The 24,760-nt window shown below is 53.5% G+C and carries 20 protein-coding genes; 11 read left to right on the top strand and 9 right to left on the bottom strand.

Going from position 1 to position 24,760, the window contains the following annotated elements; genetic code table 11:
- Positions 1-28: 28 nt before the first annotated feature.
- The 4 genes from AC3CB2_RS08360 to AC3CB2_RS08345 form a co-directional block, all read right to left on the bottom strand.
- Positions 29-1,174 (bottom strand): HlyD family secretion protein, encoded by a 1,146-nt coding sequence (locus AC3CB2_RS08360; RefSeq protein ID WP_352929251.1) that lies wholly within the window; start codon positions 1,172-1,174, stop codon positions 29-31.
- Positions 1,171-1,383 carry a DUF1656 domain-containing protein gene (locus tag AC3CB2_RS08355; RefSeq protein WP_014286195.1) on the bottom strand — a complete coding sequence of 71 codons (213 nt, stop codon included), beginning with the start codon at positions 1,381-1,383 and terminating at the stop codon, positions 1,171-1,173. The genes AC3CB2_RS08360 and AC3CB2_RS08355 overlap by 4 nt, the downstream gene beginning before the upstream one ends.
- Before the next feature lie 13 nt (positions 1,384-1,396).
- Positions 1,397-3,547: an FUSC family protein gene (locus tag AC3CB2_RS08350; RefSeq protein WP_352929253.1), complete on the bottom strand. Its 2,151-nt coding sequence runs from the start codon at positions 3,545-3,547 to the stop codon at positions 1,397-1,399.
- Between the two features lie 109 nt (positions 3,548-3,656).
- The gene (locus AC3CB2_RS08345) at positions 3,657-4,541 is read right to left on the bottom strand and encodes a LysR family transcriptional regulator (protein ID WP_352929255.1); all 885 of its coding nucleotides are present in this window, start codon (positions 4,539-4,541) and stop codon (positions 3,657-3,659) included.
- A gap of 266 nt (positions 4,542-4,807) precedes the next feature.
- Between AC3CB2_RS08345 and blaPSV the strand changes: the two genes are divergently transcribed.
- Positions 4,808-5,674, top strand: a complete 867-nt coding sequence (gene blaPSV / locus AC3CB2_RS08340; protein ID WP_425328932.1) for a PSV family class A beta-lactamase — start codon at positions 4,808-4,810, stop codon at positions 5,672-5,674.
- A gap of 60 nt (positions 5,675-5,734) precedes the next feature.
- On the opposite strand, the gene AC3CB2_RS08335 is transcribed toward blaPSV, so the two are convergent.
- The gene (locus tag AC3CB2_RS08335) at positions 5,735-7,249 is read right to left on the bottom strand and encodes an alkaline phosphatase family protein (RefSeq protein WP_352929261.1); all 1,515 of its coding nucleotides are present in this window, start codon (positions 7,247-7,249) and stop codon (positions 5,735-5,737) included.
- A gap of 214 nt (positions 7,250-7,463) precedes the next feature.
- Here AC3CB2_RS08335 and AC3CB2_RS08330 point away from each other — a divergent pair, with 214 nt between their 5' ends.
- From AC3CB2_RS08330 to AC3CB2_RS08300, 7 genes are all read left to right on the top strand, one after another.
- Positions 7,464-8,237: a DeoR/GlpR family DNA-binding transcription regulator gene (locus tag AC3CB2_RS08330; RefSeq protein ID WP_352929264.1), complete on the top strand. Its 774-nt coding sequence runs from the start codon at positions 7,464-7,466 to the stop codon at positions 8,235-8,237.
- Between the two features lie 177 nt (positions 8,238-8,414).
- The gene (locus tag AC3CB2_RS08325; RefSeq protein WP_174519183.1) at positions 8,415-9,254 is read left to right on the top strand and encodes an EamA family transporter; all 840 of its coding nucleotides are present in this window, start codon (positions 8,415-8,417) and stop codon (positions 9,252-9,254) included.
- 184 nt (positions 9,255-9,438) lie between these two features.
- Positions 9,439-10,335, top strand: a complete 897-nt coding sequence (locus tag AC3CB2_RS08320) for a LysR family transcriptional regulator (RefSeq protein ID WP_054783308.1) — start codon at positions 9,439-9,441, stop codon at positions 10,333-10,335.
- Positions 10,336-10,439: 104 nt separating this feature from the next.
- Positions 10,440-10,916, top strand: a complete 477-nt coding sequence (locus AC3CB2_RS08315; RefSeq protein ID WP_008546629.1) for a formate dehydrogenase subunit gamma — start codon at positions 10,440-10,442, stop codon at positions 10,914-10,916.
- Positions 10,916-12,472: a formate dehydrogenase beta subunit gene (locus tag AC3CB2_RS08310; RefSeq protein WP_352929269.1), complete on the top strand. Its 1,557-nt coding sequence runs from the start codon at positions 10,916-10,918 to the stop codon at positions 12,470-12,472. The genes AC3CB2_RS08315 and AC3CB2_RS08310 overlap by 1 nt, the downstream gene beginning before the upstream one ends.
- A 4-nt stretch (positions 12,473-12,476) precedes the next feature.
- Complete coding sequence (gene fdhF / locus AC3CB2_RS08305; RefSeq protein ID WP_352929272.1) at positions 12,477-15,347, top strand: formate dehydrogenase subunit alpha; 2,871 nt, start codon at positions 12,477-12,479, stop codon at positions 15,345-15,347.
- Positions 15,348-15,447: 100 nt separating this feature from the next.
- Complete coding sequence (locus tag AC3CB2_RS08300) at positions 15,448-15,666, top strand: formate dehydrogenase subunit delta (protein ID WP_352929275.1); 219 nt, start codon at positions 15,448-15,450, stop codon at positions 15,664-15,666.
- 74 nt (positions 15,667-15,740) lie between these two features.
- Here the strand turns inward: AC3CB2_RS08300 and AC3CB2_RS08295 are convergent, their stop codons facing one another.
- The 3 genes from AC3CB2_RS08295 to AC3CB2_RS08285 form a co-directional block, all read right to left on the bottom strand.
- A complete protein-coding gene (locus AC3CB2_RS08295) occupies positions 15,741-16,538 on the bottom strand; it encodes an enoyl-CoA hydratase-related protein (RefSeq protein ID WP_352929278.1) in 798 nt (265 codons plus the stop codon).
- Between the two features lie 138 nt (positions 16,539-16,676).
- On the bottom strand, positions 16,677-17,528 hold the full coding sequence (locus AC3CB2_RS08290) for a carbon-nitrogen hydrolase family protein (protein ID WP_352929281.1): 852 nt from the start codon (positions 17,526-17,528) through the stop codon (positions 16,677-16,679).
- A 24-nt stretch (positions 17,529-17,552) separates the two neighbouring features.
- Positions 17,553-18,431 carry a MurR/RpiR family transcriptional regulator gene (locus tag AC3CB2_RS08285; RefSeq protein ID WP_008547237.1) on the bottom strand — a complete coding sequence of 293 codons (879 nt, stop codon included), beginning with the start codon at positions 18,429-18,431 and terminating at the stop codon, positions 17,553-17,555.
- A 605-nt stretch (positions 18,432-19,036) separates the two neighbouring features.
- Here AC3CB2_RS08285 and dctP point away from each other — a divergent pair.
- The 3 genes from dctP (at position 19,037) to AC3CB2_RS08270 (ending at position 22,041) form a co-directional block, all read left to right on the top strand.
- On the top strand, positions 19,037-20,071 hold the full coding sequence (dctP, locus tag AC3CB2_RS08280) for a TRAP transporter substrate-binding protein DctP (RefSeq protein ID WP_352929285.1): 1,035 nt from the start codon (positions 19,037-19,039) through the stop codon (positions 20,069-20,071).
- A gap of 81 nt (positions 20,072-20,152) precedes the next feature.
- Complete coding sequence (locus AC3CB2_RS08275) at positions 20,153-20,755, top strand: TRAP transporter small permease (protein WP_008546401.1); 603 nt, start codon at positions 20,153-20,155, stop codon at positions 20,753-20,755.
- Positions 20,752-22,041 (top strand): TRAP transporter large permease, encoded by a 1,290-nt coding sequence (locus AC3CB2_RS08270; RefSeq protein WP_008546510.1) that lies wholly within the window; start codon positions 20,752-20,754, stop codon positions 22,039-22,041. The genes AC3CB2_RS08275 and AC3CB2_RS08270 overlap by 4 nt, the downstream gene beginning before the upstream one ends.
- Before the next feature lie 401 nt (positions 22,042-22,442).
- On the opposite strand, the gene AC3CB2_RS08265 is transcribed toward AC3CB2_RS08270, so the two are convergent.
- Positions 22,443-24,608 (bottom strand): FHA domain-containing protein, encoded by a 2,166-nt coding sequence (locus AC3CB2_RS08265; protein WP_352929289.1) that lies wholly within the window; start codon positions 24,606-24,608, stop codon positions 22,443-22,445.
- Positions 24,609-24,760: the final 152 nt, after the last annotated feature.

Below are 24,760 nucleotides of genomic sequence, written 5' to 3'. Positions count from 1 at the left end.
TGTACTCTTGGGTAAAGGCGGAGTTTTCCTACTGAAACACCAGCGGTGCTGGTGGGGCGTTTAAACTCGTGTCTTCTGTGGCGGTGTCGGTTAGGACCAGGACGGAGACTGTGGTGCCGACGCGGAGGAGGATGTTTTGGGGGAGGTCTGTGATTTTTACGCGGACGGGGATGCGTTGGGCGAGGCGGATCCATTCGAAGGTGGGATTGATGTTGGGCAGGAGGTCGGAGCCGGTGCTGCCGTCAGATTGGGAGATTCCCCAGCCGATGCTTTCTACTTCTCCATGGACCACCTGATCGGGGTAGGCCATGAGGGTCATGACCACCTTATCGCCGATGTCGATCCGGCTGATCTTGGTTTCCGGGAAGTAGGCGTCAATCCAGAAGCTTGAGGAATCCACGAGTGCAAGGGCAGGCTGGTTCTCTACGGTCTGGCTGCCCAGTCGCAAGTTGAGGTTGGTGACGTAACCGGAGACAGGAGCGGCGACCTGCGTGAAGCCCAGATCCAGTTCAGCGGTTTGCAGGGCGGCCATTGCGGAGCGGAGCTGGGCGTTGTCTTTTCCTTTTGCTCCTAAACTCGCCACGACTTTCGCAAGACTTGCCTGTGCTTCGACCAGAGCGGCTTCGGCCTGTGCCAGACCGGACTGGGCTTGCTCTGTATCAGCCAGAGCGACGATGTAGCTTTTTTCAATCTGATCGTAGGTGCGCTGGGTGACGTAGCCGTCTTTTAAAAGCTTGGCGTTTCTGTCCAGATTGCCCTTGATGTTCTTCAGGGTTGCGATGGAAGAGCGGAGTTCTGAGCTGGCTTGCTCCACATTGGAGCGATACTGGGCGACGTTGGCTTCTGCGGCTTCACGCTCTTTTTCCAGCGCGTTGAGCTGGTCGACAGTCTGGTCGAGGTCTGCCTTCTTTTGCGCGTAAGTGGCCTGGAATGTGCGGGGGTCAATGATGAAGAGCAGTTCACCTGCCTCAACCTTCTGGTTGTCTACAATGGGCAGTTCCACGATGGGGCCGGAGACACGGGTGGCGATCTGGATGACGTTGGCGCGGACCTGACCGTCGCGGGTCCATGGGTTTTGCAGGTATTGGTAATACTTGAAGGCGAAGGCCAGAACAGCCACGCCGATAATTGTGCCAGTGATTGCAAGTTTATGGATGGGTTTAAGTGCTTTCATATCGGAATAACCCAGCTCCCAAGAATGACGGTGTAGATGACGGCCAAAGCAACGAAAACGCCTGGAGGATAGAGCAGAAATCGGGAGAGGCGATATCTGTTCATCAACCGGGCGGTGAGCCAGCTGAGAAGCAGGCCAAGGGCAGCAGCAACCAGAAAGGGAGGGAGGTACACTGTACCGATGGCCCATTCGCTTGGAAAACCATTCATCAGCGCTCCTCCTTTAAAACCGGGCTTCTTGCAGTTGAGGCCAATCCATCTTGAGGGATTGATCCTCATAGTCCTCTAATGCCCGACAAACACTGCGAATACCTCCAAGAATGCGATAGATATTTAATCGTTCCTCCAGATCAATGCCGTCTTTGCCGCGCTCTTCCAGCACTTTGGCGATGGTGGTTTCCATCTCTGGCATGCTGAGGGCGCATTGTCTGACGGCTTCTCCGATGGTTGCGCCTGTTGGGTCTTTGACCAGTTCAGCAAAGTCTGTTTTCAGCTGAGCACTCCAGTCGTGGATGTCTTTTCGCAGAGCTGCATAGAGCTGGGAGCTCTGAGCGATTTTGAGTTCGTTGATGAGCACGGACAGGCGGATGGACAGGGCTTCGAGAATGATCACTGTTCTGCGTAGCTGGTGCTTGTCGAGCCCTGGAGAGGTGCCCGCGATCCACCCTGTCATTTTGTGAGGGATGCTCTCAATCTCATTGAGGTGATGGCGTCTGATGTATTGGCGCAGTTTTGTGGGTTCCAGATGTGGTTCTTTTTGGTGCTCGGTCAGCAGGAAATTGGTACTGGCGAAGAAGCGGCGCAGCAGGTTGAGATATTGCACTTCCGGGCGCAGGTTGAAGGTGAAGATGGATATGGCTGCGTAGATAGCGATGACGATCAGAAAGACCAGAAGCTGATCTGCGACGAAATTGAAACTGTAACTTTGATGGTTGGCGATGTTGGTCATCATCACGAAGTTCGCCAGACCAAACATTCTGCCCAAAATGAGTTGAGGCGTGTGGAAGAGGTAGGCGATGGAGAACACTGAAAGAAAAATGATAATTCCCAAAGACCAGAAGCTGTGCAGATGGGGCATGATCAGCAGATAGATGACAGCCCCAAAGGCAGAAGACAGAATACCCGGAACAAGGATGGAGACGGGCTTCAGGTAGGGATTGCTGGAGAGGGTGACGCTGTAAACTCCCGCCAGAATGACCAGCACCGTTCCTGCTGGAAGGTTGGGGAAGTAGATGTAAGAGAGGTACGCGACCCACAGGCAAAGGAAAGCGCGCAGAGCGCCCTTCAGTTGACCCATGTTGATCACATCTGGTTGCGTGCTTTCTTTGACGTGAAAGTCCAGCTGATTGCTGGTGTTCTCGCTGAAGATGACCGTGGTGAGTTCATGAAGCTGATAGGTGATGCGCTCGATCTCATCCAACTGATGGATGTACAGAGACAGGGCGGCTTTCTGGAAATATTGCAGACCGGATATGTCGATCTCTTTGATGTGAAAGTCTCTAAAGAGCTGTTTGGGTTTGACGTCTTTGCCTTCTGTGAGATCTATGATGGTTTTGAAGCGCCTGGTGATTTCTGCCTCATATCTGGTGAGCCACGGGATGCGGGTTTCCAGCTCCAGATCGTCGACCTCGTTGAAGCTTTGCCGCCAGACTTCCAGTGCACGCTCATATTGGGTCCAGAGACTGCCTGTGTCCTTCCATTGCTTGCTGACCTCCCAGACTTCGTAGCTTTCCAGTTCCGCGATGTTGGAGAGGTCTGCGAACTTGGCTTGTAAGGCTGAAAACTCACCTTGTTGCTGCAGGTACTTGTGCGGGTTGCTGGCGAACTCCCGGTCTATTGTGCTTTGAAAAAGAGCAAGACCGCTTTTGGTCAGGTTCTTTGAGGTTCTGACGAGGGTCTTTGATGAGGTTCTGGGCCAGAGGATGACTGAGACCATGCTGTATGTGATTACGCCCAGAGCGGTTTCCTGAATGCGCAAGACAGCGGTGTAGAAGGCAGGCTGGTTGCTGGCAGCTGCATCCACGGCAACAATGATGGTGACGAAGGCGGCAACATTCCAGAAGTATGGATTGTGCTTGGATTTCATCATGTAGGTGCAGAAAAACACATAGATGGACAGGGCAATCATGAACATCCAGCGCTGCTGTGGGAACAGCGAAAGCAAGGTGAGGGCCATGACTGCGGCAAGCAATGTGCCGCCGAGGCGTTGAAGGCCCTTGTGAAAGGATTGTCCTGAGGTTTCCAGCGATATGAAAGCAACGGCAAGGCCGGCCCAGTACGGGCGGTCCCAGTCCATATAGAGTGCGATGGCATAGGCGATCACCATGGCCAGTGCAACTTTTATGGCGTCCTTTGCTCTGTCGCTGAGAAGCATTCCTCGCACCTGAGTTCCGTTACCCACATTTGCGGGCGGTCAGATCAGGATAGGGGGAAGGCGTATGGGAGAGGTTTTGGTTTTCCTTTCAATTCGCTGCGTTGTTTCATCATTCCTGGGCAGAGGTAACTGGTTCCTGAGCGAGCAACCAGTTTTTGAAGAGGGTGAGAGCTGGGGTGGCTGGTTTGGATTTGAGGTGGGTGAGCCAGTATTTGCCGGTTGTGATCTCGGTAGGGAACGGTCTGATGAGCCGTCCGGTCGCCAGTCGCCGTGCGAACATGTGGTAGGGCAGCAAAGCGATGCCGAGGCCAGCCTCGACCATATCTGCCATGGCAACGGATGAGTCAAAGACGGGGCCTTCGATTTTGGGGCACGGAGCTGCAGCTTGCTGGAACCAGAGTTCCCACTCATCAGAGCGGTAGGATCTGAATAAGGGGTGATCTGCCAGATCCTGTGGGGTTTTGAGGAGCTGTGCGACTTCAGGTGAGCAGAGCGGGGTGAGTGGTGTGGTGAGCAAGGGGGCTGCATGCAAGCCCGGCCACAGGCCTTCTCCAAACCGGATGGCAACATCGAGGCCTTCCTTGGCGATATCAACGCGGTTGTTGTTGGTGAAGAGGCGCAGGTTCACGCCGGGGTGTTTGGCCTGAAAGTCCGGTAAGCGTTCAATCAGGTAACCGGTGGCGAACGTGGTGACGACACCAAGGTTGAGTGTTTCCTGATAGCGGCCATCGAGGAAGCGATCGAGTACGGAGCCGATCCTGTCGAAGCTTTGAGTCAGGACGGGATGCAGGGCGGTGCCTTCATCTGTCAGCACAAGGCCTTTTGGGGTGCGCAGGAACAGCGTTGTGCCGAGCAGCTCTTCCAAGGCAATGAGTTGGTGGCTGACAGCGGCTTGTGTGACGCGCAGCTCAATAGCAGCGCGGGTGAAACTGCCTTGCCGGGCGGCGACCTCGAAAGCGCGCAGGGCATTGAGAGGAATGTTGGGTCTGTCCATCGCTATTAGTTTTTCTAATATTCAAGTCGAGAATTAGTCGTTTGTGGCTCCACCTTAAAGTGTTTAGTCCTAAGGATGCATCTGATTAAGATGGTGCCCACCATCAAGATATTTCGTGTTTAAGCGCAGTTATTGGCGATTTTGTGCTGCTGAGTGTTATGCTTTGCGGCAGGGGACAAGCTGTACCTGTTTCATGAGATTTATTTGTTGCCGGGCACATGTTTCGTCATTCAAGGAGTTTGAGTATGTGGCGTTGTTTTGACCATATAGCCGTGCCTTTTAAGCGTGTTTCTTTCGCATTGGTTGTTGCCTGTGGTGTGCCTGCTGTGGGAGCTGCCGGAGAGCTTCTGGACACGGTCAACCAATTAGAGAATGAAGTTGGCGGCCGGATTGGTGTGGTGTTGCAGCACACCGGTTCTGATTGGGCTATTGAGAGCCGAGCTGATGAGCGGTTTCCCATGGCCAGCACGTTCAAGGCTTTGCTGTGCGGGGCTGTTCTGGCGCGGGTTGATCGTGGTGAGGAGCGGCTGAGAGAGGTTGTTGCCTACTCAAAAGTGGAGCTGGTTTCTTACTCACCTGTCACGAAGAACCATGTGGCAGAGGGAATGCGTGTTGGGGAACTTTGTGAAGCGACGGTCACAATGAGCGACAACACGGCTGCCAACCTTCTGCTGAAGCGTGTTGATGGACCCAAAGGGCTGACGAGGTTTTTACGTGGGCTCGGAGACCGTGTGACACGTCTGGACCGACGGGAGCCGGAGATGAACGAGGCGAAACCCGGCGATGCACGTGATACCACCTCGCCAAGGGCTGTCGTTCAAACGCTGGACCGGTTGTTGTTTGAGGAAGTATTGCAGCCGTCCTCTCGTGCGCAACTGCAGCAATGGATGGTGGATGACAAGGTGGCCGATGCTTTGATCCGCAAACACCTGCCATCTGATTGGCGCATCGCAGACAAGTCCGGTGCCGGTCACAATGGCTCTCGTGGGATCATCGCTGCCATCTGGCCTGAGACAGGCGAACCGTATCTCGCAGCTGTTTACATGACGGGTAGCGATGCAAACTTCAAAAAACGCAATGCTGTGATCGCTGAAATCGGGAAGGCGATCATTAAGGAAATCCAACAGCGCTAGGAGTGCTTGCTGTGAGCTGATTATGGAGAGCGGAGCAGTGGTGGTTGCTCCGCTTTTTTGTTAGTGCTTTGGGCCGTCTGTGGTGATCATCCAGTTGGACAGGGTTTTGTCCATGTTCTTCATGCGGTGACGCAGGAGCTCGCGGGTCATGCGGGCCAATGTTGGGGCATACTCGGGTTTGTCGGCAAGGTTTTCCATCTCGCCGGTGCCTTCTGCATCGAACAGCATGGGCGGCAAGTCAGCGGCGAACTCGACCAGCGTGAAGCGGTCATCGCGCAGGATGCTCAGGCAGGAGTTGTCCAGCTTGGTTCCCAGTTGCTGCTGCCATAGAGTTGGTTCCAGAGGATCAGCGAAGTCCAGCTCTGACATGGAGAATGTGCGCCAGTCTTCACGCGTTTTCCCTTCCAGGAATGGCAGCAGTGATTTGCCATCCACTGAGCTTGGCAAGTCTTGTCCGACCCATTCCAGAATGGTTGGCATAATATCGATGGACTCGGTGACTTTGGTGACCTGCGTTCCGCGTTCTCCGTCTGGCATGCGGATAATGAGCGGGGTGTGGTAGGCCGCATCATAAACGGTCATCTTCCCCCAGCTGTGCCGGTCACCCAGCATTTCGCCGTGATCTGCAGTGATTACCACCATGGTGTTGTCATACTGACCGGTGTCTTTGAGGAACTGGACTACACGGCCTACATGGTGATCCACCTCAGTGGCGAGCCCCAGATAGATGGCACGCAGGATGCGGATGTTCTCGTCGGTTGGTTCCAAGTCAGCGAAGCCCTCAACGAAGCTGGCTGCGCTGTTGTTTTGCATGGTGGGAGTGAAGAACGGGTGGAGGGCCTGTTCATCTTCCGGTTGCTCCAGACGCGTAGGCAGCGGCAGGGACTGCGGGTCGTACATGGTGTTGTACGGAGCAGGGGCGACGAGCGGTGGATGTGGGCGGATGTAGGTCAGGTGCGCGAACCAGCTTTGCTGACGGTAGGCTGGCATCATCTCCAGGAAGGCGTTGGTGAGGAAAGCTGTGTCACTGTCTTCAGCGGCATAGAGCGCAGGATCGTTCAGGCGCGGTTGCTGGCCGTCCGGTGAGACTGGTTTGTAGACGTCCCAGTAATTTTCAAAGGTGTAGCCCCGGTTCATGAGATGGGATTGCCATGGAAACGACATTTCCAGTCGCATTTCCATCATCTCGTGGAAGCCGTTCATCGGGTATTCGTAGGTTCTGACCGCCGGATCATTGGGGTGGAAAGCCCGGGGATCCTGTGAAGTGTCGGTGTAACCAAACAGCATTGGCAGATAGCCCGCCTTGCGCATTTCTGTTGCGATGTTTGGCGTGTCGTGGCGCAGAGGTGTGCCATTGCGCACAGAACGGTGATTCATGGCGTACTGGCCGGTGAGCAGGGATGCTCTGGACGGGCCGCAGGGATTGGTGACTGAGAAGTGCCGGGTGAACGTGACACTGTCTTCCATGAATGCCCGCAGGTTTGGCAGGTCCACATGATCTGCCAGATCCCCGAGGACGCAGTCTGCGCGCAGCTGGTCGATGATGATGAAAAGCACGTTGCGCTTGTTCTGCATAGTCCTGATCCCCCAATGCCACGGTTCGTGGCGCAATCCGACAGACCGATACTCCCGCAATATGAAAGAGAGATGTAACTGCGGTTGTTTGCCAGCGAATAATCCACAACTGCGCACAAATTCCAACATAAATCGACATATGTGTTGGAATTTGACAGTAATTGTGGAGTAAAGCAGTGCCAGAGTAGCAAAGATGCAAAAGCACGAGGGGCAGATGTCTCATAGCCATCGCGAACTTGAACTGCTGGACGTTCTGAAACGGCTCGGCGGATCTGCGCGCAATTCCGATCTGGCAAAGGCGCTGGATGTGTCTGAAGAGACGGTTCGGCGTACGGTGAAAACTCTCTCGCAGACCTCTGATGTCGAGCGTGTGCGGGGTGGGGCTTATCTGGCTGGTACGCAGAATGACCCAAGCTTCTTCCGCCGGATTTCACAGCGCACGGATGAGAAGCGCCTGATTGCTTCTGTGGTGTGTGATGTGGTGGAAGATGGCATGACCCTTTATCTGGATGTGGGGTCAACCACGGCTTATGTGGCGGAAGATCTGAGGCTGCGAAAGAACCTGACGGTTGTGACCAACTCCATCGGTGTCGCGCAGACGCTGGTCAGCGTGAATGGCAACCGGGTGCATTTGCTTGGCGGTGAAATGCAGGAGGATGACCGGGGCACCTTTGGGCACGACACTTACACCCAAGTGCAGCGGTTTGCGCTGGATATGGCGATCTTCAGCCTGGATGCGGTCTCTGCCAGCAAGGGCTTTCTCTATCAAAGCAGCGTGGAATCTCAGTTGAGTGCTGCGATTGCTGAAAGTGCGGATCAGGTGTTGATCGCCTTTGACCATGGCAAGCTGGGTGAAACAGCACCGTATGTGGGGCCAGCTGCTGACAGTGTGGATTATGTGGTGACGGACAGAGCGCCTGAAGAGCCGTTTGCCTCAGCCTTTGCTGAGTGGGGCATCCAGACCCTGATTGCTTCACGAATAAGCTGACTACCGGAATAAAGTGCAGAAATCGAAAACCTTCGAAATTCCAGCATTTTAAAGAATAAACAAGAACTCAAAGGAAGCCCCGTGTTCCAGCGCTTGCAAGGTCAGTTGCGGGCTGGAGGACAGAGCTCAGAACGAGCCGAAACATTGGGTGCTTCCGATTACGAATGGTTTTGATTGATGAGCGTTTCCATCATAATGATTATCCTTGCTGCGGCTATGCTGCATGCAATCTGGAATGCGATTGTAAAAACGGCGGGTGACCGCACAATCACGCTGGGCCTTGTGGCCTTTGGGCATGTGATCCCCGCTGCGGTGATGATTGCCGTGTTGCCGCTGCCGGAACCTGAGAGCTTTGGCTATGTGTTGCTCTCCACCTGCATTCACTTTGCCTACTATTACACGTTGGGGCAGGCGTATCGTCATGGTGATCTGAGTGTGGTTTACCCGATTGCCCGCGGGATTGTGCCTGCGCTGGTTTCTCTTTGGGCCATGCTGTTCGTGGGCGAAGTTTTGCCGTTTTGGGCCTGGTTTGGCATTGGCCTGATTGCGTTTGGTATTCAGATCTCCAGCTGGTCTGCCTTGCGTCAGGGGGTTGGTGGTGCCGCGCTTGGCTTTGCCATTGCCACGGGTGTTTGTATCTCTGCCTACTCGCTGGTGGATGGTGTTGGTGTTCGGCTTTCCGGCAATACGCTCAGCTATTGGGCGTGGGGTGCGTTTTTGCAGGTGTTTATCGCTGCCTTCATCGGCATCCGCCGCTGGTCCATGCTGCCAACGCTTTCCAAGAAGACGTGGGTGTTGGGGCTGACAGGTGGTGTGGTTTCCATGATTGCATATGGCCTGGTTCTTTATGCCAAGAACTTCGCCCCGCTGGGTGCAGTGTCCGCGCTGCGGGAAACCTCCGTTATCTTCGCGGCCCTGATTGGCTTCGTGCTGTTGGGTGAGGGCAATTGGGTGCGCCGCTTGCTGGCAGCCGTGCTGATGGTTGCGGGTGTTAGCTTCATCGGCATGAACGTCTGATCCGCTACTTTATCCAAGTCCGCCGGTCTTCTTGACTTTCGCCGTTATGGTTCTGGCTCTGAATATGCTAGTTCATTTCAGAGCTAAGAAAAAACATCTAAGGGATTGCTCATAGGGAGGTTATGGGCAGTCCCGTTGGTCATGATCTGATTGGTCATTGCAAGATTGTTTGAGAGGGAGAGCCATGATCGACAAGCTGGAGATGTTTATTGCGCTGGCGCGTGAGAAGCATTTTGGGAAGGCGGCGGATGAGTGCGGTGTGACGCAGCCAACGCTGTCAGCCAACATCAAACAGCTTGAAGAGCAACTGGGTGTTCTGCTGGTGTTGCGTGGCTCGCGCTTTCAGGGGCTGACGCCTGAGGGCGAGCGCGTGCTGGAGTGGGCGCGCAAGCTGGTGGCTGATACGCGGACCATGAAGCAGGAGCTGAAGGCGGTCAGCGACGGCCAGTCCGGCACCTTGCGGATTGCCTCTATTCCCACAGCCCTGACGTATGTTCCTGAAATCACCACATGCTTTAGCGAGGAGAACCCGGGCGTTGACTTCAAGGTGTTCTCGCGTCCGTCTTCGGAAATTCTGGCGCAGCTGGAAAATCTGGAGATCGATGTGGGGCTGACCTATCTGGACAACGAGCCTTTGGGCCGGGTTCTGCAAATTCCACTATATCGCGAGCGCTACTGCTTTGTTGTCGCTGAGGGTGGGCCTCTTTCCGGTAGTGAGCATGCCACTTTGCAGGATGTAAGCCGTGTGCCACTGTGTCTGCTGACCAGTGACATGCAGTGTCGGCGTATCATCAACAATATCCTTCATGATGTGGAGGTGGAGCCCAAGCCTGTTTTGCAGTCAGATTCCATCATGTGCCTGCTGGCGCATGTGCGTACCGGGCGGTGGGGGACGATTATCCCACAGGCCGTGGCGCAGACGATTGCCTCCGATCATCTGGAGATCATTCCAATTTCAGATCCATATGCCAGCATCATGGTTGGACTGATTGCGACCCAGAGGGAGCCGCGCGCGCCACTTCTGGATGCCTTCCTCAAGCGTGTAAGCAGAATTTCGCAGGGGCAAGAGCTCTCTACGTGATTTCAACGATAGGGATGTGCAATCGCCCAACGGATATATCATATTGATTGCCTGCGACATATTGTGCCAACACGAAGCATTGACGTGCGAGGAGGGAGGAACTTATGGCCTTGCAGACGCAATCGCAGGATATAGAAAAAGACACGGCCGCGATTATTGATGTCCACGAACATCAGGAAGGGCCGCTCCTGCCTATCCTGCACGATGTGCAGGCGAAATTTGGTTATGTTCCCGAAGATGCGCTGTTGCAGATTGCAGATCGGTTGAACCTGAGCCGCGCCGAAGTTCATGGAACAATGAGTTTTTACCACGACTTTCGCACGGAGCCCGCCGGGCGCCATGTGCTGAAGGTTTGTCGTGCGGAAGCCTGCCAGTCTCTTGGCGGTGAGAAACTTGCTGAAGACATTCAAAGAGATCTTGGCATCAAGTGGCATGAAACCACCCCAGACGGAAAAGTGACGCTGGAGCCGGTTTATTGCCTTGGCCTGTGCTCCTGTGCACCGGCTGCAATGATGGATGGCAACCTGCACGGTCGCCTTGATGAAGCTGCTGTGCTGAAGCTGGTTGAGGAGGTGAAGTGATGGGTGCTGTCCTTTATGTTCCTTGTGATGCTGCGGCACTCGCTGTTGGTGCTGACCGGGTCGCCGATACGCTTGCAGAAGAGCTGAGCGCGCGCGGTGTTGATGCGCAGATTGTCCGCAATGGATCACGCGGTATGCATTGGCTGGAGCCGCTGGTTGAAGTTGAGACTGAGCGCGGCCGCATTGCTTACGGCCCGGTGACCCCGGCTGATGTTGCTGGCCTGCTGGATGCTGGGCTTTTGGAAGGTGCTGACCATGCTTTGTGCCATGGTCTGACTGAAGAGATGCCGTTTTTGAAGCGGCAGACGCGTCTGACCTTCTCTCGCTGTGGTATCACTGATCCGCTTTCTCTTGAGCATTACGAAGCGCATCACGGCTTCCTCGGCTTGAAGCGGGCTCTTGCGATGACACCTGCCGAGATCGTGCAGGAAGTGACCGATAGTGGTCTGCGTGGTCGTGGTGGTGCGGGGTTCCCGACTGGTATCAAGTGGAACACCGTGCTGAAGGCGCAAGGCGATCAGAAGTACATTGTCTGTAATGCTGATGAAGGTGACAGTGGCACGTTCTCAGACCGGATGATCATGGAGGGCGATCCTTTCGTCCTGATCGAAGGGATGGCCATTGCCGGGATCGCTGTTGGGGCGACGAAGGGGTATATCTACACCCGCTCAGAGTATCCGCATGCGATCGCTATTTTGCATGATGCGATTCAGATTGCGCGCAAGGCCGGTATTCTTGGGCCTTCCGTCATGGGCTCTGAACACGCTTTCGATATGGAAGTGCGTGAAGGGGCTGGCGCTTATGTGTGTGGCGAGGAAACGTCACTGCTGAACAGCCTTGAAGGCAAACGCGGTATCGTGCGTGCCAAGCCTCCGCTTCCGGCGATTGAAGGCCTGTTTGGCAAGCCGACTGTAGTCAATAACGTGATGTCCTTGGCGTCCGTGCCGATCATCATGGATCGAGGTGCACGGTTCTATCGTGACTATGGTGTTGGGTACTCCCACGGCACAATCCCAATTCAGTTGACTGGTAACATCAAGAACAGTGGTCTGTTCGAGACGGCCTTTGGCCTGACGCTGAATGAGCTGATCTATGACATCGGCGGAGGTACCTTGAGTGGCCGTCCGGTGAAGGCGGTTCAGGTTGGTGGACCGCTGGGTGCTTACTTCCCGCCGTCTTTGTTTGACACGATCTTTGATTATGAGGCGTTTGTTGAGCGCAATGGCATGATAGGTCATGCGGGGATCGTGGTGTTTGACGATACTGTCGACATGCTCAAGCAGGCTCGGTTTGCCATGGAGTTCTGCGCCATTGAAAGCTGCGGCAAGTGTACGCCATGCCGCATCGGTTCTGTGCGCGGTGTAGAGGTGCTTGACCGGATTGCCAGAGGTGATCAACCGGAGCAGCAAGTTGAGCTGCTGACCGATCTTTGCGACACGATGAAGATGGGCTCGCTTTGTGCTCTTGGCGGGTTCGCTCCTTATCCTGTGATGAGCTCTTTGACGCATTTTCCGCAGGATTTTCATGTAAAGCCATTAACAGACGCTGCGGAGTGAACCCATGACCCTGATTAAAGAAACAGATTACGGCACTCCTCAATCGACTTCTGAAAAGAACGTTACCATCAACGTTGACGGCTTCGATGTTACTGTGCCTGAAGGAACCTCGGTGATGCGTGCTTCCATGGAAGCTGGCATTCAGGTTCCGAAGCTTTGTGCAACCGATATGGTTGATGCATTCGGCTCTTGCCGTCTGTGTCTGGTGGAGATTGAAGGCCGCCGTGGAACGCCTGCCTCCTGTACCACGCTGGTGGAAGAGGGGATGAAGGTTCGCACGCAGACCGATCGTCTGAAAGGCCTGCGCCGCGGTGTGATGGAGCTTTATATCTCTGACCACCCGCTGGACTGCCTGACCTGTGCTGCCAATGGTGATTGCGAACTGCAGGATATGGCTGGCGCTGTTGGTCTGCGTGACGTGCGCTATGAAGCGGATGGACAGAACCACTTCAAGATGCGCGATGGTGGTGGTGAGGTGAATGCCTGCTGGAAGCCGAAGGACGAAAGCAATCCATACTTCACCTATGATCCAGCCAAGTGCATTGTTTGCTCACGCTGTGTACGTGCTTGTGAAGAGGTGCAGGGCACTTTTGCGCTGACCATCACGGGGCGTGGTTTTGACTCCCGTGTGACTGCGGGCATGTCTGAGAGTTTCCTGGATTCTGAATGTGTGTCTTGCGGTGCCTGTGTTCAGGCCTGTCCGACAGGGACGCTTCAGGAGAAGTCCGTGATCGATATCGGTCAGCCGGAACGCTCTGTTGTGACGACCTGTGCTTATTGTGGTGTTGGCTGCTCGTTCAAAGCGGAGATGCGCGGCGATGAGCTGGTGCGTATGGTGCCGTACAAAGACGGTAAAGCGAACCGAGGTCATTCCTGTGTGAAGGGGCGCTTTGCCTACGGGTATGCTGCTCACCAAGACCGTATTTTGAATCCGATGGTTCGTGACAGCATTGATCAGCCTTGGCGGGAAGTTTCCTGGGATGAGGCGCTGAACTTTGCGGCGACCAAGATGAAAGGCATTCAGCAGCAGTACGGTAAAGAAGCTGTTGGTGTGATCACGTCTTCTCGTTGCACCAATGAAGAGACGTACCTGGTTCAGAAGCTGACCCGTGCTGTGTTTGAGAACAACAACACAGACACCTGTGCACGCGTTTGTCACTCTCCAACCGGTTATGGTTTGGGGCAGACCTTTGGCACATCTGCGGGAACGCAGGACTTTGACAGTGTTGAGCACTCCGACGTGGTGATGGTGATCGGGGCGAATCCGACTGACGGACACCCGGTGTTTGGCTCTCGCCTGAAGAAGCGTTTGCGTCAGGGCGCCAAGCTGATCGTGATTGATCCTCGCCGGACTGATCTGGTGAAGTCTCCGCATATCAAAGCCTCGCATCATCTGGCACTGCGTCCGGGCACAAACGTTGCCATTGTGACAGCATTGGCGCATGTGATTGTGACTGAGGGCCTGTTTGATGAAGCCTTCATTCAAGAGCGTTGTGAGTGGGATGAGTTTCAGGACTACGTTGAGTTCGTTTCTGACCCTGCCAACAGTCCAGAAGCGGTTGAGCTGCTGACCGGCGTTCCTGCTGAGGAAGTGCGCGGCGCGGCACGGCTTTATGCACGTGGTGGTAATGGTGCGATCTATTACGGTCTTGGTGTGACGGAGCACAGTCAGGGTTCCACCACTGTGATCGGCATTGCCAACCTTGCGATGTTGACTGGCAACATTGGTAAGAAGGGTGTGGGGGTTAACCCGCTGCGCGGTCAGAACAACGTGCAGGGTTCCTGTGACATGGGATCCTTCCCGCACGAGCTGCCGGGCTATCGCCATGTGAAGAACGCTGATGTTCGCGATATCTATGAAAAGCAGTGGGGCGTGACTATCTCCGACGAGCCGGGCCTGCGTATTCCGAATATGCTGGATGCGGCTGTTGAGGGCACGTTTAAGGGGCTTTACGTTCAGGGTGAAGATATCCTGCAGTCTGATCCGGACACCAAGCATGTTGCGGCTGGTCTTGCAGCCATGGAATGCGTGATCGTTCATGATCTGTTTTTGAACGAGACCGCGAACTATGCGCATGTGTTCTTGCCGGGGTCCACTTTCCTTGAGAAGGATGGCACGTTCACAAACGCTGAGCGCCGGATCAACCGGGTGCGTAAGGTGATGGCACCGCGCAATGGCTATGCGGATTGGGAAGTTACGCAGCTGCTGGCCAATGCTATGGGTGCGAACTGGACCTACACTCATCCTTCGCAGATTATGGAAGAGATTGCGGCGACTACTCCAAGCTTTGCCAATGTGACCTATGACCTTCTGGAAGAGAAGGGATCTGTTCAGTGGCCATGTAACGAAGCGAAGCCGGAAGGTACGCCAACGATGCACCTTGATGGGTTTGTTCGTGGTAAGGGCCGTTTCATTCGTACCGATTATGTGGCGACGGATGAGCGAACCGGACCTCGTTTCCCGCTTCTGCTGACCACTGGCCGTATCCTGAGCCAGTACAATGTGGGTGCACAGACACGGCGTACGGACAATGTGGTTTGGCACGAGGAAGATCTGCTTGAGATCCATCCACATGATGCTGAACTGCGCGGTATTAAGGACGGGGACTGGATCAAGCTTATGAGCCGTTCCGGTGAAACCAGCTTGCGGGCGAATGTGACGGACCGTGTGTCGACGGGTGTTGTTTACACCACGTTCCACCATCCAACGACACAGGCCAACGTGGTGACCACCGATTACTCTGACTGGGCTACCAACTGTCCGGAGTACAAGGTGACAGCGGTTCAGGTTTCTCTTTCCAATGGTCAGACGGACTGGCAGGAGGAGTATCAGGAGCATGCTGCGCGCTCACGGCGGATTGAGGCTGCTGAATAAACGGGCCGACGCTGGGCTATATGAGCGCTGGTGATTTATCTGGCGTTTATGCAGCCCATGCTCATGGGAACAAAGATTTAAAAGGGAGGAGAGCTGGAGCATGGCGCCGGAAAAGCTCACCTATATGGCAAACCAGATCGCAAGCTTCTTCAAGCACAAACCGCATGATGAAGCCGTTGAAGGCATTGCCAATCATATTAATGATTTCTGGGAGCCGCGGATGCGGTTGCAGCTGTTTGATATTGTGAGGGATGGCGGAGAGGGGCTCAATCCGCTAGTGGTTGAAGCCGAACCGTCCATTCGCAGGCCTGCACAGTAAGTAATTGGGTTTCTTAGAATTAAGCGCTGCACGCTGCCGGATGTTTCCGAGCGCGTGCAGCGCTTTTTGTTTGCTTACTTCATCTTCGCCATGAAGGCGTGCACGGCTTCCAGATGCTCTGGCTCATTGTGGCTCATGCCCTGGAAACAGGCGGAGAGATCGAGGAAGTCTTTAAGTTCTGTGCGCTGGGCCATCTTCAGGAGGCGCTTGGTGAGGCGGGTGGCCTTTGGTGGCTGAGAAGCGAACTGAATGGCCATCTTGTTGGCCTCATTCATCAGTTCCTCTGGTTCATAAACATCCAGCACGAGGCCATATTCTTTGGCTTGCTCGGCATTGATCACACGGCCTGACAAGGTGAGTTCAGCTGCGCGCTGGTAGCCGATCAAACGTTGCATGAACCATGCGCCGCCGTCGCCTGGAATGATGCCGAGATTGAGGAAGGTTTCGCCAAACTTGGCTTTGGTGGAGGCCAGGCGAATGTCGCACATGTTGGCAAGATCAAAGCCAGCACCGATGGCAGGGCCATTGACGGCTGCAATGATGGGCACTTCCACATTTTGCAGAGCGAGTGGGATGCGCTGGATGCCACGGCGGTAGTGATTTTCAACGGTCGCAACATCGCCTGCAAAATCGCCACCGCGCTCGGCCATGTCTTTGATGTTGCCACCGGAAGAGAAAGCAGATCCTGCACCTGTGAGGAGGAGGACGGAGACGTCAGGGCAGGTGTTCACCCACTCTGCAGTTGCAACAATGTCGTCGATGAGGGCAGATCCTGTCAGCGCGTTGCGCAGGTCGTGACGGTTCATGGTCAATGTCGCGACGCGGTTTTCAAGCGTCAGAGTTGCATCGGTGAGACTTGGCAGATCTGTCATAATGTTTTCCCCTCCAGAAAAATGCGGTTCTGCGAGCCTTTGAATGCGATTTCCAATCAACTGAAATTCAAAGGAAATCGCTGTGCTTCGCATTCTTGCGGGTGATACTAGAGGGAAAACTTGCGGGAGCAGAGATAGCTATTGGTTGAGGAGCTCAGGCTCCTGATGCTGCAACCCGGCGTAGTCCTTCAGTAGGTCTTTGCGGAAGGTGTAATCTTCGCGCACCTGATACAGCGTTGCTGTGTCCAGCTCGATGCTTGCAAAATGCTCGTCCGTTTGCGGGAAGGAGACACGTGGTGTGTTCTCGTCTGTCCATGGTGGGCAAAAGGTGGAGTTGCCAAAGTTCTCGCCAGCGCGGTTAAGGCTGAGGAAGAAGATCTGGCTTTCCAAAGCTCTGGTGACTACAAAATCGTGCCAGCTGAAGAAGCTTTCATCACGGGCATAAGCGCCGCTGTGCAGGATCAGATCTACGCCATGCTGCAGGGCCAGCGTGCGGCTCAGCTCAGGAATGCGGATGTCGTAGCAGATGATTGGCGCGACTTTCACACCCTTTACGGAGAAGGAGAAAAGGTGATCACCTTTCCCGAAATACTCTTTCTCCATGGAGGCGCCATACTGGCAGATGTGGAGCTTGTCGTAATACCCGATCACAGAGCCATCTGGCCCAACTGCTACCTGAGAGATCTTGAAGTGATCCTCTGCCTTGCGCGGCATGCCAAAGACGATGGTGGTGTTGTGTTCTTTCGCCAGAGCGCCGAATGCTTTGACAGATGGACCATTCAGGTCTTCCGCTAATACGCTGAGTTCTGCAAAGGCGGCTCTGGAGTAGTCGACGGTGGAAAGCTCAGGCAAAACAACCAGATCATGTGGTTTTGCGGTGAGTTGCTGATGCAACTTGGCGGTCACGACGCGTAGATGCGCATCTCTTTCCTCTGCTGTTGTCATCGCAGGGATGTTGATCTGTCCGGCAAGGAGACTGAGCTTTGTCATATAGTATTCCGAGTTCTTATTGGCTTATTGGTCTGGCCAGTATTCGCCGAGTTCATTGCGGCAGCGTTCCAGCCTTGTGATGTTGTCGATGACGACCTGTCCGCTGTCTGCCACCAGAAAGCCGAGGATCATTTCAAGCAGGGCTGCCGTTGCAACATAACTTTCAAAGAAATGCGGGCTCTGGACTGGTGTGAGCAGGAGGTCGGTTGAATATGTGGCAAGTGGTGAGGTGCGGGTGTCGGTGATCCCGATGACTTTTGCGCCCACTTCATAGGCTCGCTTTGCCACGAGTACGGTGTCTGCGGCGCACGGGTTCAGGGAGATTGCAACGACCACGTCGTCGGCGTTGATGTACTCAACCTGATCTGCGATCTCGCCGTTTCTGCGATTGATAAGGCGCCAGTTGCGAAAGCACATGGAGGCGACGTAATGGAGGTAGTTCGCCAGTGAATGAGAGGCGTGCATGCCCACGACAACCACGTTTCGCGCGGTCGCCAGAGATGAGATGATCTGCTGCAGGTGGTCGCGATCGATGGTGTCAAAGAGGTGTTTCAAGTTGCCGATGGCAGCGCTTTTGAAGCTTTGTAGTGAGGCTTCAATGTCGGAGGTGCCGTGTGTGGCCTGAAGTTCACCTGCGCGGGACGGGTAATTGGAGGAGAAATCCTCAAACCCGCCGCGATAGACATCGCGCATCGCGTTGTAGGTGTCGAACTCCAATGACTTTGCAAGCCGGTTCATTGTTGGGGGAGGGACTTCCGCGCGGGCTGCGACCTGACGCATGGAGAGTGTTGCAACGTCACTTGGATACTCCAGCACATAAGCCGCGCTCTTCTTGAGCTGCTTGCTTAAATTCGGATAGGCCTTCGTGAGTTGATCGATCGTCTCCTGATAGCTTTTCGTCATAGTTTCCCCTCCCAAACGAATCATTGTTTCAAAAATTTCGACCCAAATGGATCAAATGTATCAGCCGCTCTGAATTATCGTTTTTTGTGTAGAGCGCTTCTGCAATTGCGATGTTCCTCTCGATTTTGAACCGATATAAATTTGATATATCAGTGTCTTTTTTTCATGCAGAAAATTGCTGCTGCCATTTGGTTTGCCTAAAACCCTATAATTTGAAGAGCTTTCCGCCCAAAATTTCTTCAAATTCAGTAGATATGACTAGTTCATAAGGTGACAAATGGTCAATAGTGAAAAAAATATGGATCATTTGAATTATATCTAGTATGTTTCCCGAGTTAGTAAAAGTATGCATGCGAAACGCACTGCGCTTTATTGCCAGTTCTTCGCATCTATTCGGGCAAAAGGGGACAAGCACTTACGAGGACATCACTCATCAAGAACAATGAAAGATGTTTTCGGTCGCGGCCCCTGAGCTGTAGCAATCTAAAAAATCTTAAGCGATCCGGTCCGGTGCAAATCGTCGTGTCGCGAGAGGCGTAATCGGCCATCCGGGAGCCAATGATAAGCAATAGATGCATATCTGGATGGTTATTAGGGAGACAAGAATGAACAAACCTAGCCTTAAATCTGTATCAAAGGGTTTCCGTCGCGTTCTGAGCGTAGGTGCAGCAAGCGCAGTTGCTTTGACACTGGCTTCTTCAGTTTACGCAGCTGACCTTCGTTTGAAAATTGCTGGTACGGTTCCTGTCGATCACGAAGGCACCAAAATGCTGAAGCAGATCGAGAAGGAAATTGAGGCTGCAGATGTTGGACTGAAAGTTTCTGTCTTCCCTGCAAGCCAGCTCGGTTCCGGTGAGTCTCTGGTTGAAGATACCATCCGCGGTAACGTGGACTTTGTGATGGCGTTCATCTACTCCCACAAAGACCCAGTGCTCGACATCATGTCCATGCCTTACCTGTTCACCAGCTGGGACGATCTGGAAAACGTGATGTTGAACCCAGAGTCCGAGTACAACAAGATCATCAACGAGCGTCTTGAAAAACTCGGCCTGAAGCTGTTCAACCACAACCCAGAAGGTTTTGTTGGCGTTGTTGCGAACAAGAAGCCTGAAGACTACGCTGGCTTTGGCGACAAAGGCATGAACATCCGCGTTTGGTCTTCTGCTGTTGTTAAAGACATGGCTGAAACACTGGGCTACAACACCACCACCATGGCTTGGGGTGACATGTTCCCAGCGATGCAGTCCGGTATTGTTGACGGCACCCTGTGCTGCACCAAGCAGGCTGCTTACACCATCTTCGCAAAATCCAACGTTGGTAAGTACTTCGTAGAGTACAACGCGATCTCTGAAATCAACTCTTTCTACGGTTCCATGAAGACCTGGAACAAGATGAACGACGAGCAGAAAGCTGTTGTGAAAGCTGCGTTTGACAAAGCTTCCAAGCAGTACTTCCAGTTCAACAAAGAGAACGATGCGAACTTCAAGCAGAAACTCGTAGACTCTGGTTATGAAATCCTGAGCTTCACCCCAGAACAGGAACAGGCTCTGGCTGAGCGTGTTCGTGAGCAGGTTTGGCCTGCAATGGCTGAAGTTGTTGGTCAGGAAACCATTGACCGTCTGAAGAAAGACTTCAAATAAGCCCTTCTCTTCGAGGCCGACGCATACCCTGCGTCGGCCTTTTCTATGAGTTTTTTGTTTTTATAACGAAGGGCATATCAGATGAGTATTCTGACAAGCGAACTTCCAAGACCAGTGGCTAAACCGCTGAACGGCGTCATTAAACTGATGAACCTCATGATTACAGCAGGCGGTGTAATCATGGCGCTCACATTCTTTATGGTGGTGATCGTCCGTTATGGCTTTGGTGGTAACCTATTCGCCTATGAAGAATGGCTGATGACCATCAGTTTCTGGATGTTCTTCATGGCTGCTGCTGTCGCCTCGGCACGCAAAGAGCACGTGAACGCAGACGTGCTTGGCTTTCTTATCAAGAACCCACGCATCATCTGGTGGCGTGAGGTTGCTGTAGAAATCATCGAGATTGGTGTGCTGTCCGCTGTGACGTATTGGGGCTTCCTGATGCTTCAGGAAGAGGTTGCTTCCTATCCAATCTGGCAGACTACCGTTGCGCTGAAGATCCCATTCTTCGTGCCGCGTCTCGGCATTTTCCTCGGCTTCCTGTTTATGACCCTGTTTGCTGTGCTGCACTTCTACCTGCTGCTCAGAAACGGTCCTAAATGGCCGGAGCGTGAACCGCGTGAGATCGCGGAGAGTGTTGACCCTGAAGAAGAACAAGTAAAAGCACAAGGGGCTGCGCAATGATTATTGTAGGATCTATCGCCATTCTTTGCGGCCTGCTGCTGCTTGGTGTCAGCGTGCATCTGGCGTTTGGCGCAATTCTAATTTTCCTCGCCTATATGGGCGGGCACGATGTGGCTGGTTATCTGCCAACCGGTCATTGGAAGATGAACAATGTGGTGCTGCTGGCTATTCCGCTGTTCATCATGGCTGGCGGTATCATGGAGAAGGGCCGCATCGCTGCGCCTCTCGTGGCACTTGCTGAGCTGTTTATCGGGCACATTAAAGGCGGTTTGTCTGCGGCAACTGTTCTGGCTTCCGGCGTGTTCGGTTCCATTTCCGGCAGTGCAAACGCGACGCTGACTTGCATCGGTGGCATCATGATGCCGCACCTGCGCAAGGCGAACTATCCGCAAGGCCAGTCTGCTGCGCTGATCGTGAGCGCGGCGCCGCTGGGTCTGCTGATCCCACCGAGTGCTTCTCACATTCTTTATGCCTGGGTTGCTCAGCAGTCCGTGCTGCGCGCATTCTTGTCTACTGTTATTCCGGGTCTGATCCTGATCACTTTGCTGATCGTGGTGAACCAGATCATGCTGCGCAAGTATAAAGACATCAAGCTGGAAGAGCGCCCTGAGAACTTCAATTTCGAGTTCAAGAAACGTGGTCTGAAAGCGTTTCCCGCACTGATGATGCCGGTTATCATTCTTGGTGGTATCTACGGTGGTGTGATGACGCCAACAGAAGCTGCTGGTGTGGCTGTGATCTACGCGATCCCTGTTGCGATCTACGTCTACCGTGGTTTGACCTGGAAGACCTTCCGTGAAACTGTGCTGAGCTCCGGTATTACCATTGGTGTGGTGATGGCGATGATCTTCATGGTTCTGATCGTCAGTCGCTTCCTGATCTTTGAAGACATCCCTGCGATTGCAGAGGAGTTCGTCTACTCCGTCTCTGAAGATCCGATTATGATCCTGCTGATGGTGAACCTAGTGATGATCATCATCGGTATGCTGATGGATGACATCTCCGGTATTCTGCTCTCAACACCTCTGCTGCTGCCAATCGTGCAGGGCGTTGGTATGGACCCGATCCACTTTGCAGCTGTTCTGGGTGTGAACCTGGGCATGGCGAACATTACACCGCCAACTGCACCGCTGCTGTATCTGGGTTCTAAGGTGACAGACACTTCCGTCGATAAGATGCTGAAGCCGACGCTGATGTTCATCTTCTTCGCGTGGCTGCCAACGCTGATCCTAACCACTTTCATCCCACAACTGGCGCTCTTCGTGCCAGACCTGCTGCTGAACTAAGTGTTCCGGAATTAGCGAGCTGATCAATACAAGGCGGGTGCCACAGGCGCCCGCCTTTTTCTTTGCTTGTTCCTTGAGAAATGAGGGGGAGGGCTTGTAAAGCCTGCACATTATATAGGGTCGACAAAACACCTTAAGCAGGTGTTTATGACTTTCGGGCAGCTTACCGGTGTACTGATACGTTCATATTAGGCTTTTCTGTTATTTACTTCGCAATGCACATTTTTGATTAAGCGCATCATCTCGTTATAGGCTGAGAGCTGAGTTAATCGTCATGGGAACATTTTAGTGCTTCCTTGAGACGCAGGTTTCCGAATGTTGTCGCTTAGTAAAAAAAAAACCGGGCTGATATCAGCCCGGGCTTTTTGCTTTTGTCATGAGAGCTACTTGGGTTTCTTCGCTTAAGGTTTTGCGTTTGCTTCGCGGACGACCCAGGCCGTTTGGTCTCCATAAATTGCGACGGAGTATCCTTCGTATTCGCGGACCAACGCTCCCAGTTCACCCACAGCTACCAAGCGGCTGCTTTGGTCGATGGACTGGCCTTTTTTGTAGCGTTTATTGGTGTCGCTCAGAACGTAGCGTTCTCCAATCAGACTTGCACCGGAAACCGTCAGCGACGGTGTGTTCAGATCTCTTGTCAGGAAGCTGATGAACTCTGGATTACGCAGGCTTTCACGAATGAAGTTGGAGTAGGGCACCAGATCGATTTTGCTGCTCTGTTCCGCCTTAATCAAGCAATCACGAGTGGCTGCCGGGTTAACGGCTGCTTCCAGAATGTAGCGCTGGCGATCTTCTGGGAATGTGGTGATCGCCAGACTTTCACTGCTGCTGAGAATATCGAGCCAAAGCACAGTTACCGGGATCTGGGAGACTGGCACTGACAGGTTCTTAGAGCAGAGTGGTCCCTCAGATGGAGGTGTTACCAAAAGTGGCAGGAAGTTCTTCTTCAGATCGTCCGGTACAGTTTTCGCCTCAGCAGATTCCATCCAAGCAAGGAAGACGACCTCTGCTGCTTCATTTAACTCCGGATCGTCCAAGGCAATCTGTTGGAACCGTGCATCGGCCTCACTTTGGGAGGTAACTCCTTCAGGCTCTTCTTTCTCCAGGTTATCAGAGATACCCGATGGAGGCGTTGATGCGTTTGCGGCGCCTATGCCGATACTACTCAACAAACGTTCAGTTGCTTCTTGTAATGGAGATGCTTCTGCTTTTGCCGATTTTGCTTCTGTGTTGCTCTTTGCCACACGACTAGTAGACTTCGTTTTGCGAGGTTCTGCGGCAAAGCCATCCTGTTGTTTGATCGCGCGTGCGAGCTCAAGCACCTTCGTTTGGCGTTCTTCTACTGGCTCATTGGTCTTCGGATCTACTGCTGCAAGCAGAGGCTCAATGCCGCCGTCAAAGTTGGCTTTGAGATCAACAACCTGACCGTTCTCCTGAACCAATTTGACCAGAGAACGCAGAGGGATGGCAGATGCGTATTGGCGGGAGTAAGAGCGCAGGAAACCTGACCACCGATCTATGTCCTGGCTGGCGATTATGCCGCTTACTTCCAGTGTTTTGTCGTCAAGGCGGAAGATGATGGTGTCATCAATCAGTGCCCGTTTGGCAAGTTTGCGGACATCCAGAAGATAATCATCTGCGGTCTTAATTTTGGAAGTTACGCTGGAAATACCATTCAGGCCGCGCAGATCAGCAATCAACTGGTCAGCTTCGGCTTTATCCAGCACAGAACCACTGAGGGTCAGTTCACCGTCATCCGCGAGTGCAAAGCTCACGTTTGAACCGCGGGATTGCAGATAACCGGCGATGTCCTTCTTCAGTGTTTCGATGACGCGGACGCGTAGGCGTACAGGAACAGCTGTGCGTTCCACTGCTTCTGTGATTGCGCGGCGTTGAACAGGCTCACTGACATATCCGGTCAGGTAAATTTGATCATCCACGTCCTGGCGCAAGTTCAGGCTCTCTGCGAAGGGGAGGTCAGCCAATGCTACGCGCACAGCTTCAATTCCACCGTTCGGGAGAGCGCTTGCAGTGCGAGGGGAAATCTTGCCAGAGCCTACGAGATAGAACCCGCCAAGGACGACTGCACTTGCAACCGTAGTAAGAGCGATGCGTTTGCGATGTTTTGTGAGCGGCGCCATAACCGCGTCGACGTGCTTTGAGTTTTCACCTAGCAGCGAGTTAGCTGCAGAGTTCTCGTTTTTCTCGTTTTCACTTTCACCGGCTGCATTTAGTGCTTTGCTGAGTGTCGCCCATTGGGCGTTTTTCGCGCCTAGTGCGATCTTGACGACACCAATGTTTATGACATCCAGTGGTTCAATTTCGATCCACTCATCATCCCCACTGTTAAGGGAAACGCCGTTTTCAGTGCGGATATCGCCAGCTTTAGCGGAGATTTCAATTTTATTGTCTTGCAAGCGCAGTTGCATGTGGCCTGCGGCGACGCTGAGGTCAGCAATCTGCAGGTCATCGTTTCTGTCAGAGCCAAGTGTATACTCACCCGGCTCGAGCATTACTTCGGCGCCTGCCTGTTGGCCTACAAGTATTTTGAGGATGAGTTTACCCATTCGCCGTCCCACCTAACAAGCGCTGGAGTTCGCAGTTGTGGCTGTGTTGCCAATCGCGAACGAGAAAATGCCATGAGTTGTTCAGGCTCGGTATAACCGGGCTTGTCTCATGTGCCTGAATAAGAAAAAGGCTCTCTTATGCACGTGCTCAC

Source organism: Pseudovibrio sp. SCP20 (genome assembly GCF_057774105.1).
This window is presented reverse-complemented; position numbering and strand designations above follow the sequence as displayed.

Bases quoted from the DNA above. Each gene is read 5' to 3' on its own strand.
- AC3CB2_RS08290 (WP_352929281.1), bottom strand. From the start codon at position 17,528: ATGACAAAGCTCAGTCTCCTTGCCGGACAGATCAACATCCCTGCGATG.
- fdhF (WP_352929272.1), top strand. From the start codon at position 12,477: ATGACCCTGATTAAAGAAACAGATTACGGCACTCCTCAATCGACTTCT.
- AC3CB2_RS08265 (WP_352929289.1), bottom strand. From the start codon at position 24,608: ATGGGTAAACTCATCCTCAAAATACTTGTAGGCCAACAGGCAGGCGCC.
- AC3CB2_RS08355 (WP_014286195.1), bottom strand. From the start codon at position 1,383: ATGAATGGTTTTCCAAGCGAATGGGCCATCGGTACAGTGTACCTCCCT.
- AC3CB2_RS08335 (WP_352929261.1), bottom strand. From the start codon at position 7,249: ATGCAGAACAAGCGCAACGTGCTTTTCATCATCATCGACCAGCTGCGC.
- AC3CB2_RS08325 (WP_174519183.1), top strand. From the start codon at position 8,415: ATGAGCGTTTCCATCATAATGATTATCCTTGCTGCGGCTATGCTGCAT.
- AC3CB2_RS08320 (WP_054783308.1), top strand. From the start codon at position 9,439: ATGATCGACAAGCTGGAGATGTTTATTGCGCTGGCGCGTGAGAAGCAT.
- dctP (WP_352929285.1), top strand. From the start codon at position 19,037: ATGAACAAACCTAGCCTTAAATCTGTATCAAAGGGTTTCCGTCGCGTT.
- AC3CB2_RS08310 (WP_352929269.1), top strand. From the start codon at position 10,916: ATGGGTGCTGTCCTTTATGTTCCTTGTGATGCTGCGGCACTCGCTGTT.
- AC3CB2_RS08295 (WP_352929278.1), bottom strand. From the start codon at position 16,538: ATGACAGATCTGCCAAGTCTCACCGATGCAACTCTGACGCTTGAAAAC.
- AC3CB2_RS08275 (WP_008546401.1), top strand. From the start codon at position 20,153: ATGAGTATTCTGACAAGCGAACTTCCAAGACCAGTGGCTAAACCGCTG.
- AC3CB2_RS08315 (WP_008546629.1), top strand. From the start codon at position 10,440: ATGGCCTTGCAGACGCAATCGCAGGATATAGAAAAAGACACGGCCGCG.
- AC3CB2_RS08360 (WP_352929251.1), bottom strand. From the start codon at position 1,174: ATGAAAGCACTTAAACCCATCCATAAACTTGCAATCACTGGCACAATT.
- AC3CB2_RS08300 (WP_352929275.1), top strand. From the start codon at position 15,448: ATGGCGCCGGAAAAGCTCACCTATATGGCAAACCAGATCGCAAGCTTC.
- AC3CB2_RS08285 (WP_008547237.1), bottom strand. From the start codon at position 18,431: ATGACGAAAAGCTATCAGGAGACGATCGATCAACTCACGAAGGCCTAT.
- AC3CB2_RS08350 (WP_352929253.1), bottom strand. From the start codon at position 3,547: ATGCTTCTCAGCGACAGAGCAAAGGACGCCATAAAAGTTGCACTGGCC.
- AC3CB2_RS08270 (WP_008546510.1), top strand. From the start codon at position 20,752: ATGATTATTGTAGGATCTATCGCCATTCTTTGCGGCCTGCTGCTGCTT.
- AC3CB2_RS08345 (WP_352929255.1), bottom strand. From the start codon at position 4,541: ATGGACAGACCCAACATTCCTCTCAATGCCCTGCGCGCTTTCGAGGTC.
- AC3CB2_RS08330 (WP_352929264.1), top strand. From the start codon at position 7,464: ATGTCTCATAGCCATCGCGAACTTGAACTGCTGGACGTTCTGAAACGG.